We start from the raw sequence: 20,793 nt of genomic DNA on the forward strand, positions 1-20,793 counted from the left end.
CAACACGACAAGCCCGAAAAACGTCACGCGCCCTCTGCGCGCGACGGTCTCCTTCTCAATAATCGACCTGCATGAAATAAAGCCCGTCGGGCGGCGCCACCGGGCCGCAGGCCTTGCGATCGCGCGCCTCGAGTGCCGCCTGCAGCTCGTCTGGCGTCCACTTTCCCTCGCCCACCAGCTTCAGCGAGCCGGCGAAGGAGCGGATCTGATTGTGCAGGAAACTCTGCGCGGTGGCGCGAATTTCGATCAGATCGCCGGTCCGGGTGACATCCAGCCGGTCGAGCGTGCGCATCGGGCTCGTCGCCTGGCAATGGGCGGAGCGGAAGGTGGTGAAGTCGTGATGGCCGACGAGCCGCTGCGCGCCTTCATGCATCGCCTGCTGATCGAGCGGCTTCGGCACCCACCAGGCGCGTTTCGCCTCCAGTGCCAACGGCGACTGCCGACAGATGATGCGGTAGAGGTAATGTCGGCGCAGGGCGGAAAACCGCGCATCGAAGGCGTCGGTGACCTCCTGCGCTTCGAGGATCGAGACGCCCTCGCCGGCCATGCCCAGATGCGCATTCAGCGCATTGCGCAGTGTGTGGGGCTTCCACTGGCGCGTCAGGTCCGCATGCGCCACCTGCCCGATGGCATGAACGCCGGAATCGGTGCGCCCGGCACCGCGGATCGAGACCGTCTCGCCGGTCAGCGACAGGATCGCCTTCTCAATCGCGCCCTGGACGGAGGGACCGTTGTCCTGCCGCTGCCAGCCGACGTAGTTCGAGCCGTCATATTCGACGGTCAGTCGAAACCGCGGCATCAGCCAACCCTCGTGCCGGCGGCAACCGGCGTGCCGCGAAGGAAGTCGCCAACGGCAAGCGCCTTGCCGCCCGCGCGCTGCAGCCGCGTCGGCCGTACGGCTCCTTCGCCGCAGGCAATGGTGAGATTATCGTCGAGCACGGTTCCGGCGGTTCCTTCTGCGGTCACGCGCTCGGAATTCAGAACCTTGACGCGCTCCGGCTTGCCGGCGATGTCGAGCTCGAACCAGGCGCCCGGAAAGGGTGACAGGCCGCGAATGTGGTCGTGCACTTCGCGCGCCGTCCTGGCGAAATCGATGCGGGTCTCGGCCTTACTGATCTTGGCGGCGTAGACGACGCCCTCCCCCGCCTGCTCGGTCAGCGGCAGATCATCCGCTTCGAGCTTGCCGATCGCTTCCTTCATCAGCGTGGCACCGACCTGCATCAGCCGGTCGTGCAGCTCGCCAGCCGTCATCGTCTCGCCGATCTGCACCGCCTTGGTGAGCGCGACCGGGCCGGTGTCGAGCCCCTTATCCATCTTCATCACCATCATGCCGGTCTCACGGTCGCCGGCCATGATGGCGCGCTGGATCGGAGCCGCACCGCGCCAGCGCGGCAGGAGCGAGGCGTGGCCATTGTAGCAGCCGAGCCGTGTTCCGGTCAGGATCGCCTCCGGCAACAGCAGGCCATAGGCGACGACGACGGCAACGTCCGCGTTGAACGCGCGGAAAGTCTGGCGGTCGGCCTCGTCCTTGAAGTTGACGGGCGTGAGCACGGGAGCGCCGAGCAGTTCGGCAGCCTGGTGCACCGGCGACTTCTGCAGATCGAGCCCCCGGCGTCCGCCGGGCCTGGGCGGCTGGGTGTAGACGGCAACGATCTCGTGGCCGGCTCCCGCGAGTGCGGCCAGCGTCGGCACGGAAAATTCCGGCGTTCCCATGAAGATGATGCGAAGCGACAAGGCGGATACTCCGACCGTTTGAAATCAGGCCCCTTCAAACGGGTTTACGCGCCTCAAATCAAGCCCTTCGAGGACAAAGCGCCCTGCGGGCGCTTTGTGCGGGAATCAGATCGCCTTGGCGCCGCGGGTCTTTGCGGCCTTGGTGAACTTGCGGATCACCATGTCGCGCTTGAGCTTGGAGATGTGGTCGATGAACAACACGCCGTTCAAGTGATCGATCTCGTGCTGCAGGCAGGTCGCCAGCAGGCCATCGGCCTTGACGATCTGCTCCTTGCCGTCGCGGTCGAGGTGCTTGACGATAACCATCGCCGGACGCTCGACTTCGGCGTAATAGTCCGGAATGGAGAGGCAGCCTTCCTCATACACCGAGAACTCGTCGGATGAATCGACGATTTCGGGATTGATGAAGACGCGAGGGGTCTTCTCGTCCCCTTCCTTGGAGACGTCGAGCACGAGCATGCGCTTCGCCACACCGATCTGGATGGCAGCGAGCCCGATGCCCGGGGCGTCGTACATGGTCTCGAGCATATCGTCGGCCAGGCGACGGATGTCGGCATCGATGGTTTCGATCGGGGTCGAGACCTGACGCAGGACAGGATCGGGGAGGATGATAAGCGGCTTGATCGTCATATCGCTCCCATAACCGATCTTTCCGTCCGGGTGCAAGAAAATTGGCGCGCACTCTGCAGGCGTCCCGGCAATGTCGCCTCGCGTTAACCGCGCCGGGCGAATGTTCTTGTTTTGATCTAGTGTTGAAAAGAGAATCTGTTAGGCTTGCCGCATGGAACCTGCGCCAATTTCGTTCGATCAGCCCGTTTTTCTCATCGGCACCGTGCCGGTCACTGTCGCCCATCTCTGCATGGTTCTGGCCGTGCTGGCAGTCGGCTTCGTGCTGATGTCCCTTTCGCGGCGGCGGCGGGCTGGTGACGACGAGCGCCATGAACAGATGGCCATGCTTCTGGCAGCGCAAACGGAAATGCAGGGCCGCATCGCGGCGATGGCCGACGTGTTCGGCACCCGCCAGGCGGAGTTGAACCAGACGCTGAGCCAGCGGATCGACGGCATGACGCACCGGATCGGCGCCTCGATCAGCGAGCAGACCAAGGCGACGCACGAAAACCTGCGGCGACTTCAGGAGCGTCTGGCGGTGATCGACACCGCCCAGAACAACATCCAGTCGCTGGCAAAGGACATGGCGGGGCTACAGGCCATCCTTTCGAACAAGCAGACGCGCGGCGCCTTCGGCCAGTCGCGCATGGAGACGATCGTCGCCGACGGCCTGCCGATGGGCGCCTTTGCCTTCCAGACGACGCTCTCCAACGGCGCCCGCCCGGACTGCACCATCCGCATGCCGAACGACCAGCCGCCGCTGGTGATCGACGCAAAATTTCCGCTGGAAGCCTGGAACGGCATGCGGGATGCGGCAACCCCGGAACGCCGCCAGCAGATGGCGCAACTCTTCCGCCGCGACATGGAGGTGCATGTCCGCGATATCGCCAGCAAATACCTGATCCCCGGCGAAACGCAGGAGACGGCTTTCCTCTTCGTTCCGTCCGAATCGATCTTCGCCGAGATCCACGAGCATTTCGAGGCGATCGTCCAGAAGGCGCACCGGCAGCGGATCGTCATCGTCTCGCCGTCACTGCTGCTGCTGTCGATCCAGGTGATCCAGGCAATCCTCAGGGACGCCCGCATGCGCGAGCAGGCACACCTCATCCAGGGCGAAGTGGCTCGGCTGATGGAAGACCTGACGCGTCTCGACGAACGGGTGCGCAAGCTGCAGGGACACTTCGCCATGAGCCAGAAGGACGTTGAAGAGATCCTCATCTCCTCGGGCAAGCTTGCGCGCCGCGGCGCCAAGATCGAAGCGCTGGAACTTGAGGCGGAAGGCGCGGCGCGGCCGGACGACGAACCGCGCCATGCCGTCGACAATCGCGTCGGGCAATTGCGCCTCAGGGTGGTTGACGAGGACTGACGGTCTCGGGCACTCTCCGGCCAAAATCAGCAATTCGACGGGACATCTTCATGATCACTGTTCTTGGGTCCATCAACATGGACCTGATCGCCACGACCGCGCGCCTGCCGAAGCCCGGCGAAACCGTTGCCGGCTCTGGCTTTTCGACCGCCGCCGGCGGCAAGGGCGCCAACCAGGCGCTGGCCGCTCGGCGTGCCGGCGCTGCCGTTCACATGGCCGGCGCCGTCGGCTCGGACGGCTTTGCCGATGGCGCACTCGAATTGCTCCGGGAGGCCGGCGCCGACCTGTCGCTGACCAAGACCGTCGAGGAGCCGACGGGCACGGCGCATATTCTCGTCGGCGGTGACGGCGAGAATGTCATCGTCGTCGTTGCCAGCGCCAACGCAACGGTCAATGAGGCCGACGCTGTTGCCGCCGTCGACGGCATGAACGCCGGCGATACCTTGATGCTGCAGCTGGAAATACCGGCGACCTCGGTCGAAAAGGCACTTGCCGAAGCCCGGCGCAAGGGCATTCGTTCGGTCATCAACATCGCGCCCTTGACCCCTGAAGCGGCGCGCCTCGGCCGGCTGGCCGATATCGTCATCGCCAACGAGACGGAATTTGAACTGTTGGCCGGCAAGTCGGGCATCGAAGGTTCCGAGCGCGAAGAGGCGATGAAAAGATTGCATGCCGAAACCGGGCATACGGTCATCGTCACGCTGGGTGCCGAAGGCGTCGTCGCGGTGCACGAGGGCGAGATCCATCATGCCCGGGGTCTCAAGATCGATCCGGTCGATACCGTCGGCGCCGGCGATACGTTCTGCGGTTATCTGGCCGCAAGCCTTGACGAGAAGCTGGCGTTTCCCGACGCGCTAAGACGCGCGGCGGTCGCCGGATCGCTTGCCTGCCTCAAGCGTGGTGCGCAGCCTTCGATCCCGGTCGCCTCGGAGGTAGAGCCGCGCATCTGATGTCGCGGCTTCGGCCTTGACGCGCGTCGTGTGAGGAGCATCGCACGGCGCAGCTTGCGGCTCGCCCTCGCGCCAAAGCCATCAGGCGCGCGATGCGACTGGTCTAAATTCACGTTATCGCCGACCTTTGCGCAATCCGGACAGTCTTTGTCGCGGAGATAGAACTTCGCGCGCAGAATCTCCATCAGCGGGGCATGAATTAGCCATCGCGTTGGCCCTATCTTAAGATTTGGTCGTCTATTCAAGACCATGAGAAAGCCGGTTCCGAAGGGATGGGCAGTCTCCTTAATGCCGGTCGGCATCTGGCGCTCCATGATGGAGTTTCACCCACATTGTGAAATGCGTTTGCCGCAGGTTTCCGCCTGCGGACCTCCCAGCACGTGAGGATTTCATGTTCAAGTTCCAAGCCAAATCGCTGGCGACCAAGCTGATCGCGGTGACGGGCGGCACGATCGCGCTCGTGTTGCTCGCCTCGAACTTCGTTCTCATCTCCCAAACACAGGACCGCGTCGAAACGCTGGTGCTCGACCAGGCAAGCGGCGAAGCAAAAGCCATCGCCTCTGATATCGCCGGCGGCATCGGCGAGCTGGCAAGCGCGTCGCGCTCGATGGCCGGCATCCTTGGCCGCAGCCACGCGGAAAAGTCGATGGAACGCGCCGGCGTGATCAACATCCTGCGGGCCAATCTCGAGCAGAACCCCTTTGCCTTCGGCAGCTGGTTCGCCGAAGAACCCAAGGCCTTCGACGGCCGCAAGGAGGAGGTGGCCAACAACAAGGAGCTGGGTGCAAACGAGGAAGGCATCTTCGCCCCCTATTGGTCCAAGAACCGCAACAACGAAATCCAGTTCTCGACCTTCCGCGCGGACTACGCTGCAGAATGGTACAGCCTTGCCGCAAAGAGCGGCAAGGGCGCGATCACGCCGCCCTATACCGCGCAGGACACCGACGTCCCGACCGCGATGAGCTCGATCGCCTATCCCGTCATGTCGAAAGGCAAGCTGATCGGCGTCTCCGGCGTCGACATCTCGCTCGCCTCGCTGGCGGACGGCCTCTCCAAGCTGAAGCCGTTCGATACCGGCCGCGTCTATCTGCTCTCCGAGTCCGGCAAATGGCTGGTCGCGCCGATCCCGGAGCTTTTGCTCAAGGATTATGACGGCGAAGGCAACGAGATCGTCAAGAAGGCACTGGCATCCGGTACGTCGGGCGTCATCAAGAACCTATCCTATGATGGCCACGAGCCCTTCGACCGCGTCGTCTATCCCTTCGCCGTTTCCGGCGTGAACGCCAGCTGGGTCGTGCTCGTCGACGTACCGCGCACGGCGATCAACGCGCCAGTCCGCGACCAGACCTATATGATGATCATCGGCGGCCTCGTCGTGCTCGGCGCGGTGCTGCTCGGCCTTTATTTCGCTGTCCGCGGTTTCGTTCAGAAGCCGCTCGCCGGCCTCGTCAAAGACGTTAGGAACCTCAGCAACGGCGACTACAGCAATTCGATCACCGGCCAGGACCGCTCCGACGAGACGGGCCAGGTCGCAAAGGCGCTCGAAGGCTTCCGCCACCAGCTGGCCGACACCAAACGCCTGGAAGGCGAGGCTCGTCACGAACGCGAGCAGGCCGAGCACGAGCGCAGCCGCTCCGAGACCGAGCGGGCTGAATCCAGCGCCCTTCAGCGCGACATCGTCGCCCGGCTCGGCAAGGGCCTGTCGCACCTCTCCTCCGGCGACCTCGCCTTCCGCATCACCGACGAATTCCCCGGTGAATACGCCCAGCTGAAGCGCGACTTCAACGCGACGATGGATAGCCTCGAAGAGACGATCCGCACCGTCAACCACTCGGTCGTCAACATCGGCAACGGCACCAGCGAGATCAGCAGTGCCGCCAACGATCTGTCGCACCGCACCGAACAGCAGGCGGCAAGCCTGGAAGAGACCGCCGCAGCCCTCGACGAGCTGACCTCGCAGGTCAACGCCAGCGCCGAGAACGCCAAGGTCGCCGCCAAGTCGGTGGAAGTGGCCAGCAGCGATGCCGGCCAGTCGGGCGAGGTCGTGCAGAAGGCGATTGCCGCGATGAAGGGCATCGAGCAGTCGTCGCACGAGGTCAGCCGCATCATCGGCGTCATCGACGAGATCGCCTTCCAGACCAACCTGCTGGCGCTCAACGCTGGCGTCGAAGCAGCCCGCGCCGGCGATGCCGGCAAGGGTTTTGCCGTCGTCGCACAGGAAGTCCGCGAACTTGCTCAACGCTCGGCAAACGCCGCCAAGGAGATCAAGACGCTGATCAACACCTCGGCGGGCCAGGTGCGCGAAGGCGTCGACCTCGTCGGTCGCGCCGGTGGTGCGCTTGAAAAGATCGCCGAACAGGTGGTCCAGATCAACGGCCTTATCCGCCAGATCTCGAGCTCTGCTTCCGAACAGGCGGTCGGCCTCAAGGAAATCAACTCGGCCGTCAACCAGATGGACCAGGTGACCCAGCAGAACGCCGCGATGGTAGAGGAAACCACCGCTGCCGGCATGGCGCTCAACGAGGAAGCACGCTCGCTCAGCACGCTGGTCGCCCGGTTCCGCGTCGCACAGCGTTCGACGCAGGCGGCTCAGCCGACCTCAACGGAGATGCTGCGCGGCACGGCCGAGCGCATGCGCGCGGCGGAACGCCCGGCACCCGCCCCGGCCGCCGCCCCTGGCCGCGACGCGCGTCCGGCACAGAGCGCTGCGCGCACCGGCTATACGCCGTCGACACAGCGCGTCCTGACTCAGACATCAGGCGCCAACGCGCTCGCCCAGGACAATTGGGAAGAATTCTGATCGGAAGCCCATAAAACAAAAAAAACGGCGCCTCTCGGGGCGCCGTTTTCTTTTGTGATTTCGGCCTTAAGCGCGTCGCGATCTTTCAGATCCGCCACTGCACTTTAGGTTCTTGTTTTTTCGCATGTCCTTGTCGCAAAACCGCTGAACACTTTTGCGCGACATGCTCAATGCGATCAGATGCGTGCCAGCCGCTCCGTCAACAGGTCGAAGAAGCCCTGATCGTCGATGAAACGCATGACCTTGGCATTGTGCTTGCGGCCCGTCACCTGCCACCAGTCGACCACGGTCATGCCCGCAGTCAGCGGCGACTGAACTTCGATCTCGACGTTGCAGTCGCGACCGGTGAAAAGCTCAGGCCGCAGCAGGTAGGCGATGACGGTCGGATCGTGCAGCGGGCCGCCGTCCGTGCCGTATTTCTCGATGTCGAACCGCTCGAAGAATTCCAGCATCTCCGCCATGGCGATCGCCGGTGCGCTGCCGATCTCGCGGATTTTTAGCACGCGCGCCTTGTGCGTCAGCACCCGGTGGGTGACGTCGAGCGGCATAATGACGATCGGAATGCCCGAACGGAAGACAATGTCGGCCGCTTCCGGGTCGACATAGATGTTGAACTCGGCAGCCGGCGTGATGTTGCCGCCCTCGAAGAAGCCGCCCCCCATCATCACCAGCTCGCGCACCCTCGGCGCTATGTCCGGCGCCTTCTGAAGGGCGAGAGCGACGTTGGTCAGCGGACCAAGCGTGCAGAGCGTGACCGTGCCCGGCGCCTCAGCGCGCAGCGTCTCGATGATGAAATCGACGCCATGCTGGGCCTCGAGCGCCATCTTCGGCTCGTCGAGTGTCGGACCGTCGAGACCGGTCTTGCCATGCACGTGCTCGGCGGTGACGAGCGGGCGAGCGATCGGCCGGTCGGCGCCGGCGAAAACCTTGACGTCGGTTCTGTTGCACAGTTCGCAGATGATGCGGGCGTTGCGCGCGGTCATTGCCAAGGGAACGTTGCCGGCTACCGTCGTGATCCCCAGGAGGTCGATTTCTTCCGGACTGCCGAAAGCAAGCATGATAGCGGCGGCATCGTCCTGCCCGGGATCAGTGTCTATGATTATTTTTCTCGGCACGGGCACGCTTGTGTTCCTCCTTGGATTCTCGCGCTGCGGACTATGATTTGCGTGCACGTCGGAGGCAAGCGGCTTGCGCTCATTGCGCACAGCTACCATATTGAGGAGAGGATGCTGCTTGGCAGGTCCGGTTAATGGTCGCTTGATCTTACAAGGACTTGGGAATGAGCAGAATTACGCCCTTCACGAGCCCACTGCTGCTGGGTTTCGACACGATGGAAAAGACCCTTGAGCGCATCGCCAAGGGAAATGACGGCTACCCGCCCTACAATATCGAGCGTATCCGCGGGGACGATTCGGTCGACGCGCCGGAGCGTTTGCGCATCACGCTCGCCGTCGCCGGCTTTTCCGAAGAAGATCTCGACGTGACGACCGAGGAAAACCAGCTCGTCATTCGTGGCCGCCAGGTCGACACCGGCGATCGCGACTATCTGCACCGCGGCATTGCCGCCCGGCAGTTCCAGCGTACATTCGTGCTTGCCGACGGGATGAAAGTCCTCGGCGCGGAATTGCGCAACGGCCTGCTCTCGGTCGATCTCGTTCGTCCGGAACCGGTGCGTATGGTAAAGAAAATTAACATTTCAGTTCCAGAGTAGGATAACCGGCGGGATTTTCCCCTGGCCGGCGACCACGGAGTACCACCATGGGACTGAAAGCCATCACCTCGTCATTGTCCATGAACGACCTCGCACATCTCGGCGAGGGCGAAGTCGGCTATATCAGAAAGATGCGTTCGGAAGAGGTTTCCCGCTGCTTCCCGGAAGCACCGGAAATGGGACCGGGAATCGATCTGTGGGCCCTGTTCGGTGCGGACGGCACGCCGATCCTGTTGACCGACAACCGCTCCAGCACCTTCTACAAGGCCGCTGAGGACGAATTGCGCACGGTCAGCCTGCATTGATCGCCAGCCGCGGCGAACGTCGCCGACGGAACGCCACAGTGCCGCGCGTCAACTCTGACGCGCAACGTAGGCAGCAACGCTTCGAGTGTCCTGAATAGTCTGTGCGGTAGACCGCCGCCTAAAGCGCGTCACGATCTTTCAGATTCGCCTGCTGCGCTTTAAGTTCTTGTTTTCGCGCATGTCGTTTTCGCAAAACCGCAGCACACTTTTGCGCGACATGCTCTAAACGCGGCGGAAGGTGAGATAGGCGGAACTCCGCCCTTCCCTGCGTGCCTTGGCCTCGTAGCGCGTGCTCGGCCAGCCCTCGTAAGGCGTCAACCAGTCCGATGCCTGTCGGGCCGTCCATTCGAAGGCCGCATGGTCGCCGCAGTGCAGCAGCGTCCAGTTGACGTAAGTATCGATATCGGACGCAAAGCAGAAAAGACCGCCCGGCTTCAGCACACGCGCGAAGCGGTCGAGATTGACGCTGGAGACGAAGCGGCGCTTCCAGTGCTTGCGCTTCGGCCAGGGGTCCGGATAGAGCAGGTCGATCTGGTCGACGCAAGCCGCCGGCATCCAATCCAGCACCTGCGTGGCGTCGTCATTGTAGAGACGAACGTTGGAAACGCCCTTCTCCTCGATCTGCCCCACCAGCTTCGCCATCGAATTGACGAAGGGTTCGACGCCGATGAAACCGGTCGACGGATCTTCGGCCGCGCGATGGATCAGATGCTCGCCGCCACCAAAGCCGATTTCCATACGAAGGCGATCGATCGGCTCGGGAAAGAGCGACTTCATGTCTTGCGGCGCGGCGGTACCGAGATCGAGCTTCAGTTTCGGCAGAATGGTTTCGAGATGAGCAGCCTGACGCTCACGCAGGGGCTTACCCTTGCGGCGTCCGAAGAAGGCTTCCGTGGCGCGGCTGCGGCGCGGTTCAGTCATGACAATCTTCCTTCAACGAGTAAGGCGGACACCCTTTTGGGGCATCCGCCTTTATCTCTACAGCGCCGCGCGTCAAGTATGACGCGCAAAGGACGCTGTATCGCTTCAACTCGCTGCATAATTTTTTCCTTAAATCGATTCCGATTTAAGGAATTATGCAGACGCGGCCGGACGTTCTCTGTCCGGCAAATGTCGAAGCGTCAAGCCCCGATGGCGTCCTTGAGCGGCTTGACTAGGTCAAGCTTCTCCCAGGAGAAGGAGCCGTCACGGCCGGCCTTGCGACCAAAGTGGCCATAGGCCGCGGTCTTGGCGTAGATCGGCTTGTTGAGGTCGAGGTGGCGACGGATGCCGGTCGGCGACAGGTCCATCGTCTTGCGGATCGCGTCTTCAACCTGGTCCTCGGAGACCTTGCCGGTGCCGTGCAGGTCGACATAGACCGAGAGCGGCTGGGCAACGCCGATGGCGTAGGAAAGCTGGATCGTGCAACGGTCGGAAAGACCGGCAGCAACGACGTTCTTGGCGAGGTAGCGGGCTGCATAGGCAGCCGAGCGGTCGACCTTGGTCGTGTCCTTGCCCGAGAAGGCGCCGCCGCCATGCGGAGCTGCGCCACCATAGGTGTCGACGATGATCTTGCGGCCCGTCAGGCCGGCGTCACCATCGGGACCGCCGATGACAAACTTGCCGGTCGGGTTGATGTACCAGGTGCAATCGCCGGCGATCTTCAGATCGTCGAGAGCTTCGCGGATATAGGGCTCGACGACCGCACGAACCTTGGCCGAATCCCAGCTCTCGTCGAGATGCTGGGTGGACAGAACGATCGAGACGACCTCAGCCGGCTTGCCGTCGACATAGCGCACGGTGACCTGGCTCTTGGCGTCCGGGCCGAGCTTGGCGACTTCGCCGTCGCCCTTCTTGCGGGCTGCAGCGAGCAGATGCAGGATGCGGTGCGAATAGTAAAGCGGCGCCGGCATCAGCTCCGAGGTCTCGCGGCAAGCGTAACCGAACATGATGCCCTGGTCGCCGGCACCCTCTTCACCCTGCTTGTCGGACGCGTTGTCGACGCCCTGGGCAATGTGTGCGGACTGGAAGTGCAGGAGAACGTCGATCTTCGCCGTCTTCCAGTGGAAACCGTCCTGTTCGTAACCGATGTCGCGGATCGCCTTGCGTGCGGCCGACTTGAACTTCGAGGGGTTGATGACGTCGTTGCCGTCCTTGTCCTTCTTCAGAAGGCTCGGCGGCAGGCGGACTTCGCCGGCGATCACAACGCGGTTCGTCGTTGCCAGCGTTTCGCAGGCAATACGCACGCCCCAGGGATCGACACCGGTCTTGGCAGCTTCGCGGTAGACCAGATCGACGATCTCGTCGGAGATACGGTCACACACTTTGTCCGGATGGCCTTCGGCTACGGATTCACTCGTGAACAGGTAGTTTGCACGCATGCGGGAATTCCCCTCAAGAAGATAAGCGCTGGCATCGTGTTAGTGGTTTTGCGACCGAAAAACAAGCGAACAACGACATAAATATATCTTTATATCGACATCGGCGCCAATCACTTCGAATATCAGAGGAAAACGGCGCGCAAGAAAAAAGCGGCGCAAATGGCCGCTTTGTTTTTCAGTCCCGATGGGTTTTGGGACTATTCGCTTTCTGCTTCCGCAGCCAGCGCCTTGACGAGATCAACGAGTTTGCGGCGCACCTTCGGATCGTTGATCTTAACGAAAGCGCGATTGAGCTGGAGCCCTTCTGATGAGGAGAGGAAGTCGACGACGTAGTTCGAGCTCGAGGCTTCGGCCAGGCCGGAAGCGCCTGTGTTTTCGCCGGGAGCATCCTCGAAGAAGAAGGAAACAGGGACGTTCAGGATGCTGGAAATGTTCTGCAACCGGCTGGCGCCAACGCGGTTCGTGCCTTTTTCATACTTCTGGATCTGCTGAAAGGTGATCCCCAGGCTTTCGCCGAGTTTTTCCTGGCTCATGCCAAGCATCGTGCGGCGAAGGCGAATCCGGCTACCGACGTGAATGTCGATCGGGTTCGGCTTCTTCTTATTTTCCATCATATCTGCGTTCCTAAACACGCTGTTTCGTTCATCCACCGGCTGGCGTGAGGACATCGCACACCGCTGCAACCGCCACGGTGAAGACAAAAGAGGCGCCACAGCACAAACCAATGGTTCGGACCACTATGCAATTTTAGGGGTTTTAGGTCAATTCTTCCTAATATTAAAACTAACGCGCGAGAAGACTGCAACCAGCAGGAGGAAAATTGCGCACAACCCAAAAATTCGGCTACGTGTGACCTCATCCGTGGGCGTAGGCATCCTTCCCGGCAGAATTGTGTCGACCACTCCCCTATAATTGTAGGCTAATCCTACCACTAAAACCCCACGTGCATCAACAATTGCTGATATACCATTATTGGCTGCACGGATAAGGGGTATTCCTCCCTCAACTGCACGCAACTGCGCCTGATGGAAGTGCTGGCGGGGGCCCGGCGTGTCGCCGAACCAGGCATCATTGGTGATGTTGAGCAGGGCGTCGGCGATGCGCGCATCAGCCCCGATCTCGGCGGGGAAGATCGCCTCGTAGCAAATGAGCGGGTAGAATGTGCGCCCGCCGGGCAAGGTCAGCAGGGAACGGGTCTTGGCGGCCGAGAACCCGCCCGGCATGGCGGCTGCAACCGAGCTCAGCCCCCAGGACGAGAGCAAGTCCTCGAACGGCAGATACTCGCCGAAAGGAACAAGGTGAACCTTGTCGGCGGCGCCGATGATCTGCCCGCGTCCATCGATGACGTAGATCGAGTTGTAATAGCGTGGCGGCAGGCCGGCGCCGGCATCTTCCGCTCGCACCGCGCCTGCAATGAGGATCTGTCCGTCGTCGAGCACTTCGGCAATGCGCGCGAGCGCATCTGGGCTGTCGGTGAGGATGAACGGGATCGAGGTTTCCGGCCAGACGACGAGATCGGGCTTCTTGGCTCCGCCTTCGGCAGGCGTCGCGGTCAAAGCGAGATGCTCCTCGAAGATGGCCCCGCGCTCGCTATCATCGAGCTTCTTTGCCTGATCGATCACCGGCTGGACGAGGCGAACGGCAAGCGGCTGATCCGGCCCGGAGGGGGCCGGCATCGCAAGCCGATAAAAGCCGAAGCCGATATGTGCCGCACAAAGCGCGACGGCAAGGCTGAGACCAATACGGCTGCCCTTGCCTGTCACGATCAGGGCGGGTGCTGCAAAGACGAAGACCGCCAGCATGTTGATGGTCGCGAGGTTGACGACGCTTGCCGACTGCATCATCAGCGGCATCGGCATCGCCGCATAGCCGATCGCATTCCAGGGAAACCCGGTGAAGATGACGGAGCGCAGCCATTCGGCGAGGCCAAAGGCCAATGCCAGTGCCGCGATCCGGCCCACGCCATCCGACCAGAGGATGCGGGCAATCAGCGCGGCGAGCGCGTAGAACAGGGCCAGGGACGCTGGCAGGCCGACGACGGCCAACGGCAACGCCCAGGCAAAAGTATCCGCCTCCACCAGCAGCGCGTTTCCAAGCCACCAGAGGCCGCCGAGGAAATAGCCGAAGCCGAACGCCCAGCCGATTGAGACCGCCGGCCAGAGCCGCCGGATCAGGCCGCCGTCCGGGTGGCCGGTTGCGCCATCGAGCAGCCAGACGAGGATCGGAAAGGAGAGGAAGGCGGCCGCAAAGATGCCGAACGGCGGCTGTGTGAGAACAGCCAGGAGCCCCGCGACAAATGCGAGAAACAGCCGGGGCGCGCCCGACAGAAGCATGATCCTGCCAGCCTGTCTTTCCATGCAGCCTCCTGTTGGCGCAGGTCGCAGAACACGACGCCGCGCGGGAAGAACAACCGAATCAGTTGCCGGCAGTCTTCCAAAAAAGTGGCTGCTTGTCCCCTTTGGAGCACCGCGCGTCGAAATTGACGCGAAAAAGCGAGACCACCGACCGTCGATCGGTGGCCGTTCGCAGCGAAGACCGAGATCGAGCTTCGCTGCGCATTCGGTTCACGGAAAGCCTATTGCTCGCTGGCCGACGCCTGCTGCGACTCGGTGCCATTGCCACGATTGGCCGGCACCTGTTCCTGTGCCAGTTCGCTTTCGGAGCGCACCACGCGGCGACGCGCCGGCGGACGCTTGCGCATGATGCGCACGCGCTTGACGCGTCGAGGATCGGCGTCGAGGATCTGGAACTCGAAGCCAGGCAGCGCCTGCACCACCTCGCCCCGGACCGGGATCCGCCCCAGCGACGCGAAGATCAGGCCGCCGAGCGTATCGACATCCTCAAGCTGTTCGCGGACATCGAAATCGGAGCCGATCGCCTCTGCGATCTCCTCCAGTTCGACGCGGGCATCGGCGACAAAAACATCCTCGGAGGTCTTGGCGAACATGACCTCGTCGTCATCGTGCTCATCCTCGATGTCGCCGACGACCATCTCGACGATGTCTTCCAGCGAAACGAGACCGTCCGTGCCGCCATACTCGTCGATGACAAGCGCCATCTGGATGCGGGCGGCCTGCATGCGCTGCATCAGATCCGATGCGAGCATCGACGGCGGCACGAACAGGAGCTGGCGTATAATGCCCGCTTCCTCCAGCGACTTGCCGAGATCGACACGCGACAGATCGAAGGTCGCCTTCGGTGACCTCGGGGCCTTTTCGGCCGAAGCGGACGCGCTGGCGGCCTGCGTCTTGCCGGTGCGACGGCGGTTGCGGGCCTGCTTGGTCACATAGGCGAGCAGGTCGCGAATGTGGACCATGCCGCGCGGATCATCGAGGCCTTCGTTGTACACCGGCATGCGCGAGCGGCCGGACTCCTCGAAGATCACCATCAGCTCGCCGATGGTGATGCTCTGGTCAACGGCTTCGATATCGGCGCGCGGAACCATCACGTCTTCGACACGGACTTCGCGGAAGCGCAGGATGTTGTTGAGCATCGCCCGCTCTTCGGGGGAAAATGCCGTGTTGCTGTCGGCGTCGGTCAGCAGCGCGTCAGCAAGGTCCTCGCGCAAGCTCGAAGGATTTGCACCGCGCAGAATGCGCGCGGCTCGGCTCCAGAAGGACGATGTGGATTTGGTGCCCTCTTGTCGAGTGGCGGTGCTACTACTGCCCGCCTCCGCCTCTCCGGAGGCATCGGCCTCCTCGGTCGCCAGTGCGACGGGCTGTGTTTTAAAGTCGCTCATTGGTCCAAACTGTTAATCCGGGGATCGGTCCCCGTAGGGATCAGATAAGCCAAGACGCGCCAAAATGCGAGTCTCCAGGCTTTCCATTCTTTCGGCTTCATCATCTACCATATGATCATAACCGAAAAGATGCAGGAATCCATGCACGAGAAGATGCGTCAGATGCGCGTCGAACGACTTCTCCAATTCCTGCGCTTCGCGCTCCAGCGTCTCGCGCGCCACGATGATGTCGCCAAGCATCGGCCCCGGCATTTTTCCGGGCGTCACCGGAAATGCCGGGAAGGAAAGCACGTTGGTCGGCTTGTCCTGCTTGCGCCACTCGGCATTGATCGACCGCATGGAGGCATCGTCGGTGAAAACCAGCGACACTTCGGGCGGCATCTTCGGAAGCGGCTGGCCTTCTTCCGCGACGAGGAAAGCGGCCGCAGCCTCGAGCACCGGCGACGAAAGGGCGAGAAGCGCCTCTTCGTCGGGCCAATTGCCCTCTTCGACGCTGATCTGGATATCCAATGCGGTCATGATCGCGACAACCGCCAATCAGCGGTCGCTCTGCTCGCTTTCATCGTGCACGGCCGTCTGCGCCTCGTAGGCCCGGACGATGCGCGCCACCATCGGATGGCGCACGACGTCGACGTCCTTGAACCGGATGACCGAGACGCCCTCGACGCCCCGCAGGATCTGCAAGGCTTCGACCAGCCCGGACTTGACGCCGCGCGGCAGGTCGACCTGGCTCGGGTCACCCGTCACGATCATCCGGCCGTTCTCGCCGAGACGGGTCAGGAACATCTTCATCTGCATCGATGTGGTGTTCTGGGCTTCGTCGAGGATGACGGCGGCATTGGCGAGCGTGCGACCACGCATGAAGGCCAGCGGCGCGATTTCGATGACGCCTGCCGTGATGGCACGCTCGACCTTGTCGCCCGGCATCATGTCATAGAGCGCATCGTAGAGCGGCCTCAGATAGGGATCGACCTTCTCCTTCATGTCGCCCGGCAGGAAGCCGAGGCGTTCGCCGGCTTCGACGGCCGGACGGGAGAGCACGATGCGGTCAACCGCGCCACGCTCCAGAAGCTGCGCTGCATGGGCAACGGCGAGGTAGGTCTTGCCGGTACCGGCCGGGCCGACGCCGAAGACGAGCTCGGAACGCTCCAGCGCGCGGATATAGGCATCCTGCATCGGCGTGCGGGCGACGATCGTCTTCTTGCGCGTTGAAATCTGCGCCATCGTCAATTTGGCTTTTTTCTCCATGGTCGGCAATTGCAGCTGGTCATCGGCAGCAACCGCCATGCGGATCGCGCCTTCCACATCCGACGTATCGATCGATCCGCCACTCTGCAACCGTCCATAGAGAAAATCGAGTGCGCGACGCGCCTGATTGGTGGCGACGACATCACCTGAGATCGCGACGGAATTGCCGCGGGGATGCGCTTCGATCCGCAGCCGCTGCTCAAGGAGCTTCAGATTCTGGTCGAACTGCCCGAAGAGCTCGCTGGCGAACCGGTTGTTCTCGAAAGTGAGCACGAAGTGATTGGCGTCTGTCGCAGTTGTTTTCGACTGGCGCGATGATGAAGAGATCAGTTCGTGTCCGTTCAAGCGGTTCAGGCTCCTGTTTTCGGTCCTTACCCGATCATCTCGGCAAACAGACTGTTCGGCCCGGCCTTGATGATTCGCACCTTGATAATGTCACCGATTTGCGATGCTTTTGCATCAACATTCACAGGCTGCAGCCACGGCGAACGACCGACGAGCTGCCCGGGCATGCGGCCCGGCTTCTCCAAAAGCAGATCTATTTCGCGCCCGACACAGGATTCGGCAAAGGCGCGCTGCTGTGAAATCAGCAAAGCCTGCAATCTTTCCAGGCGCTTGGCTTTGACGTCCTCGGCAACCTGGTCGTCGAGCTCCGCGCCGGGCGTGCCCGGACGGGTGGAATATTTGAACGAAAATGCCTGTGCATAACCCACGGCCTCGACCAGCTTCATGGTCGCTTCGAAGTCCTCGTCGGTCTCGCCGGGGAAGCCGACGATGAAATCGCCCGACAGCGCGAGATCCGGCTGCACCGCGCGGATGCGCTCGATGAGCGCCAGATACTCGGCCACCGTATGCCGCCTGTTCATCGCCTTGAGGATGCGGTCGGACCCCGCCTGCACCGGCAGGTGCAGATAGGGCATCAGCTTCGGCATCGATCGATGCGCCTCGATCAAGCTGTCGTCCATGTCGCGCGGATGGCTGGTGGTGTAGCGCAGCCGTGCCAACCCCTCGATGTCGCCGAGACACTGCAGGAGATCGCCAAGGCCCCATTCGCGGCCATCGGGACCAAGACCATGCCAGGCGTTGACGTTCTGGCCGAGCAGGGTGATCTCGCGCACGCCGGCTTCGACCAGCTTCTCCGCTTCCGAAACGATCTGGGCGACGGGACGGGAAACCTCCGATCCGCGCGTATAGGGAACGACGCAGAAGGTGCAGAACTTGTCACAACCTTCCTGCACGGTCAGGAAGGCTGTGACGCCGCGCGCGCGGGTCCTGGCCTTGTCGGGGGCCGGCAGATGCTCGAACTTGTCCTCGACGGCATAGTCAGTCTGGACGACCCGCTCGCCGTTGCGGGCGCGCTTCAGCGCTTCCGGCAAGCGGTGATAGGTGGTCGGTCCGATGACGAGGTCGACGGCCGGCGCGCGGCGCAGGATCTCGTTGCCCTCGGCCTGGGCAACGCAGCCGGCGACGCCGATCACCATCTCGCGGCCCTCGAGCGCCTTCGCTTTTTTCAGATCGCGCAGCCGGCCGAGCTCGGAATAGACCTTCTCTGCCGCTTTCTCGCGGATATGGCAGGTGTTGAGCAAGACGAAGTCGGCATCTTCCAGCACATCCGTCGAGACATAGCCGTCACGCGTCAACGCATCCGACATGCGGTCGGAATCGTAGACGTTCATCTGACAGCCATAGGTTTTTACGAAAACCTTGCGGGCCGGCGTGCGTTCGTCGCCCGTTGCGGGCGTCGTCAGAAGAGCTGTTTCCTGGGTCATGCCGGTTCTTTAGTGCAAAGCGGCCCAAAGTTGAAGTATTTTCGCCTGTCGGCTTTCACGCGCTGGCCGCGTCAGGCCCGTCCGCGCAGGCGGTCCGACAGCATCGAACGAATGCGCTGCTCGATCACGCGGCTGACTTCCTTGCGGTTGGTGTGGTGGTCGTAATCGACGGCCTCGCCGAAATCGACATCGACCTCGATCGCCCCCTCACGCAGGATACCGAGCAGATGCGGCGCCAGGCCGGTATCGCCAGGCCAGGCGGCGATCGGCCGGTTGAAGCGTCCCATCGGCATTCCATGAATGCCCGTATAGGAGATGGCGACCGGCTGGACGTGAACCATGCCCGTCGGCGAATGCGGCACGGCAGACGCGGCTGCGCCGAACAGCGACGTCTTGATCTCGAGCAGACGGTTGCCGTCCGACGTCGTGCCTTCCGGGAAAAGAACGACGATCTCGCCGTCGGCGAGCCGCTGACCGATCTCGCTGACCTGCTTTCCCGTCGCGCGCTTCTGCTCGCGCACGACGAAGATCGACGCCTGCAACCGTGAGAGAATGCCGAAGACCGGCCATTCCTTGACCTCGGACTTGGCGACGAAGACGACGTCGGCGACCGAAGACAGCACCAGGATATCTTTCCACGAGGCGTGGTTGGCGCACAGAAGCAGCGGTCGGCGGCGCTCCGGCATGCCATGGACGCGCACCTTGATGCCGAGCAGGTAGCAGGCCATGCGGTGCCAGTAGCGCGGCAACAGGCGCCGCGGCTTCAGATCCAGCCAAAGGCAGACGATCTGGATCGGCATCAGCACGAGCGAGGCCAGCGCCAGCACCAACGCGAACAATGCGATCCGCAGCCAATTGATCATCGAAAAGGATTTCCTGCGCCGGTCACCCGCCACTCCGCATGGTTGTGCGAGGGCCCGGCTCATCCGGGGCGTGCCAAACCAATCCGGTTCGGACTAGCGAAGATCGAGCCGCATGACAAGCGCGGCAGTGCGCTGTCCTGCCTTGTCCTGGTAATAGGCACGGCGTTCGCCGACCTTGAGGAAGCCGAGCTTGCGGTAAAGCCCGATTGCAGCCTGATTGGTCTCGTCCACTTCGAGGAAAAGCCTATCCGCCCCCTTGACCGAAGCTTCGCGCATCGCGGCCTGCATCAGCCGCCAGCCGAGGCCGGAACGGGCATAACGCGGATCGACGCCGATCGTCAGTATTTCGGCCTCGCCGGCGACGGCACGCAACAGCACGAAGCCGCCGAAGGCAGGCCGGAACGAACCATTGGTCTGGCGGGCGACAAAACCGAACACCGTTTCCTGGACGAGCAAGGCGTGGATTTCACCATCGCTCCAGGGAGCCGCGAAGCGCTGGCGATGGAGAGCGGCGGCAGCGATGAGATCTGGTTCCTCCAGCGGGAAGATGTCGAACTCGGTACGGCGCGTGAAGTAGTCGGTGAAACTCATCGGTGTCTATGCTCGGGCAACGGCAAAGCCCGCTTGCGGCTTGGCATCGGGACCCCGAAGATATAGCGGCTTCGGCTTGGCCGAGGCTGGATCTGCGATCGCGCCAAGCCGCGCGACCAAGGCGATATCGACGAGATCGGAAGTCTTGACCGGCGTCGTCGCGGTGACGAACCCAGCGCCCGAACCGGCGATGAATCCCTCGAAACCGGCAAACCGGTCGCGAGCGGCCGTGACCGACAGCGCCTCCGGCTCGGTGACGGGATGGCCTGCTGCGTCGAATGCCTGGACGTAGACCTCGTCGCGCTTGGCGTCGATTGCGACCAGCACCGATTTGCCCGGTGCCGCGGCGCGGGCTTCCTCCGCAATAACGTGAAGCGAGGAAACACCGACCGCGGGTTTGCCGAGCGCAAGCGCCAGGCCGCGCGCCGTCGCAACCCCGACACGGATGCCGGTGAACGACCCCGGACCAATGGTCACGGCGATGCGATCGATATCGCCAAGCGGGCGATCGGCGGCTTCGAGCGCCCCGTCAACGAACTCCATCAGCCGTTCGGCATGGCCGCGGCCGATATCGGCCCCGGACTGTCCGAGAATGGACATCGAACCACTGTCATAAATGGCAGCGGAACAGCCGGACCCTGATGTGTCGATGGCAAGTACGATCATTTCAGTTGCAGCGATTTCCAGACGCATCATCCCGCGAGGCCACGATCGGCATCGCGGTTACGCTTACTCGAGATCGGCCGCA

General features: G+C 62.6%; 20 protein-coding genes. 5 read left to right on the forward strand and 15 right to left on the reverse strand.

What is annotated here, in order from left to right; all coding sequences use genetic code 11:
- Positions 1-55: 55 nt before the first annotated feature.
- The 3 genes from truA to def form a co-directional block, all read right to left on the reverse strand.
- Complete coding sequence (gene truA / locus AC244_RS11005; RefSeq protein WP_053248860.1) at positions 56-799, reverse strand: tRNA pseudouridine(38-40) synthase TruA; 744 nt, start codon at positions 797-799, stop codon at positions 56-58.
- Positions 799-1,734 (reverse strand): methionyl-tRNA formyltransferase, encoded by a 936-nt coding sequence (gene fmt, locus AC244_RS11010; RefSeq protein ID WP_053248861.1) that lies wholly within the window; start codon positions 1,732-1,734, stop codon positions 799-801. The genes truA and fmt overlap by 1 nt, the downstream gene beginning before the upstream one ends.
- 105 nt (positions 1,735-1,839) lie before the next feature.
- Complete coding sequence (def, locus tag AC244_RS11015; protein WP_053248862.1) at positions 1,840-2,364, reverse strand: peptide deformylase; 525 nt, start codon at positions 2,362-2,364, stop codon at positions 1,840-1,842.
- A gap of 151 nt (positions 2,365-2,515) precedes the next feature.
- Between def and AC244_RS11020 the strand changes: the two genes are divergently transcribed.
- From AC244_RS11020 to AC244_RS11030, 3 genes are all read left to right on the forward strand, one after another.
- Positions 2,516-3,709, forward strand: a complete 1,194-nt coding sequence (locus AC244_RS11020) for a DNA recombination protein RmuC (protein ID WP_053248863.1) — start codon at positions 2,516-2,518, stop codon at positions 3,707-3,709.
- 50 nt (positions 3,710-3,759) lie between these two features.
- Entirely contained in the window at positions 3,760-4,659 is a 900-nt protein-coding gene (locus AC244_RS11025; protein WP_053248864.1) for a ribokinase, read from the forward strand.
- A gap of 391 nt (positions 4,660-5,050) precedes the next feature.
- A complete protein-coding gene (locus AC244_RS11030) occupies positions 5,051-7,459 on the forward strand; it encodes a methyl-accepting chemotaxis protein (protein WP_053248865.1) in 2,409 nt (802 codons plus the stop codon).
- A gap of 176 nt (positions 7,460-7,635) precedes the next feature.
- On the opposite strand, the gene AC244_RS11035 is transcribed toward AC244_RS11030, so the two are convergent.
- Complete coding sequence (locus tag AC244_RS11035; RefSeq protein WP_053248866.1) at positions 7,636-8,580, reverse strand: nucleoside hydrolase; 945 nt, start codon at positions 8,578-8,580, stop codon at positions 7,636-7,638.
- Between the two features lie 158 nt (positions 8,581-8,738).
- Between AC244_RS11035 and AC244_RS11040 the strand changes: the two genes are divergently transcribed.
- Together AC244_RS11040 and AC244_RS11045 are read left to right on the forward strand one after the other, a co-directional pair.
- A complete protein-coding gene (locus AC244_RS11040) occupies positions 8,739-9,170 on the forward strand; it encodes an Hsp20 family protein (RefSeq protein ID WP_053248867.1) in 432 nt (143 codons plus the stop codon).
- Between the two features lie 47 nt (positions 9,171-9,217).
- Positions 9,218-9,475, forward strand: a complete 258-nt coding sequence (locus AC244_RS11045) for a DUF1150 family protein (protein ID WP_053248868.1) — start codon at positions 9,218-9,220, stop codon at positions 9,473-9,475.
- Positions 9,476-9,697: 222 nt separating this feature from the next.
- On the opposite strand, the gene trmB is transcribed toward AC244_RS11045, so the two are convergent.
- The 11 genes from trmB to tsaB form a co-directional block, all read right to left on the reverse strand.
- On the reverse strand, positions 9,698-10,396 hold the full coding sequence (gene trmB / locus AC244_RS11050; protein WP_053248869.1) for a tRNA (guanine(46)-N(7))-methyltransferase TrmB: 699 nt from the start codon (positions 10,394-10,396) through the stop codon (positions 9,698-9,700).
- 200 nt (positions 10,397-10,596) lie between these two features.
- Positions 10,597-11,835 carry a methionine adenosyltransferase gene (gene metK / locus AC244_RS11055; protein WP_053248870.1) on the reverse strand — a complete coding sequence of 413 codons (1,239 nt, stop codon included), beginning with the start codon at positions 11,833-11,835 and terminating at the stop codon, positions 10,597-10,599.
- Positions 11,836-12,032: 197 nt separating this feature from the next.
- Complete coding sequence (locus AC244_RS11060; RefSeq protein ID WP_053248871.1) at positions 12,033-12,449, reverse strand: helix-turn-helix domain-containing protein; 417 nt, start codon at positions 12,447-12,449, stop codon at positions 12,033-12,035.
- A gap of 147 nt (positions 12,450-12,596) precedes the next feature.
- Positions 12,597-14,192: an apolipoprotein N-acyltransferase gene (gene lnt / locus AC244_RS11065; RefSeq protein WP_053248872.1), complete on the reverse strand. Its 1,596-nt coding sequence runs from the start codon at positions 14,190-14,192 to the stop codon at positions 12,597-12,599.
- A 218-nt stretch (positions 14,193-14,410) separates the two neighbouring features.
- The gene (locus AC244_RS11070) at positions 14,411-15,574 is read right to left on the reverse strand and encodes a hemolysin family protein (protein ID WP_053248873.1); all 1,164 of its coding nucleotides are present in this window, start codon (positions 15,572-15,574) and stop codon (positions 14,411-14,413) included.
- Positions 15,575-15,586: 12 nt separating this feature from the next.
- Positions 15,587-16,093 carry an rRNA maturation RNase YbeY gene (gene ybeY, locus AC244_RS11075; RefSeq protein WP_053248944.1) on the reverse strand — a complete coding sequence of 169 codons (507 nt, stop codon included), beginning with the start codon at positions 16,091-16,093 and terminating at the stop codon, positions 15,587-15,589.
- A gap of 18 nt (positions 16,094-16,111) precedes the next feature.
- Positions 16,112-17,167 carry a PhoH family protein gene (locus AC244_RS11080; RefSeq protein ID WP_053248874.1) on the reverse strand — a complete coding sequence of 352 codons (1,056 nt, stop codon included), beginning with the start codon at positions 17,165-17,167 and terminating at the stop codon, positions 16,112-16,114.
- Positions 17,168-17,193: 26 nt separating this feature from the next.
- Entirely contained in the window at positions 17,194-18,591 is a 1,398-nt protein-coding gene (miaB, locus tag AC244_RS11085) for a tRNA (N6-isopentenyl adenosine(37)-C2)-methylthiotransferase MiaB (RefSeq protein WP_053248875.1), read from the reverse strand.
- 71 nt (positions 18,592-18,662) lie between these two features.
- The gene (locus AC244_RS11090; RefSeq protein ID WP_053248876.1) at positions 18,663-19,454 is read right to left on the reverse strand and encodes a lysophospholipid acyltransferase family protein; all 792 of its coding nucleotides are present in this window, start codon (positions 19,452-19,454) and stop codon (positions 18,663-18,665) included.
- Between the two features lie 93 nt (positions 19,455-19,547).
- Positions 19,548-20,045: a GNAT family N-acetyltransferase gene (locus tag AC244_RS11095; protein ID WP_053248877.1), complete on the reverse strand. Its 498-nt coding sequence runs from the start codon at positions 20,043-20,045 to the stop codon at positions 19,548-19,550.
- A gap of 6 nt (positions 20,046-20,051) precedes the next feature.
- The gene (gene tsaB / locus AC244_RS11100) at positions 20,052-20,711 is read right to left on the reverse strand and encodes a tRNA (adenosine(37)-N6)-threonylcarbamoyltransferase complex dimerization subunit type 1 TsaB (RefSeq protein WP_053248878.1); all 660 of its coding nucleotides are present in this window, start codon (positions 20,709-20,711) and stop codon (positions 20,052-20,054) included.
- Positions 20,712-20,793: the final 82 nt, after the last annotated feature.

The organism is Ensifer adhaerens, from assembly GCF_001270265.1.
In the GTDB taxonomy this organism is placed as follows: domain Bacteria; phylum Pseudomonadota; class Alphaproteobacteria; order Rhizobiales; family Rhizobiaceae; genus Ensifer; species Ensifer adhaerens_B.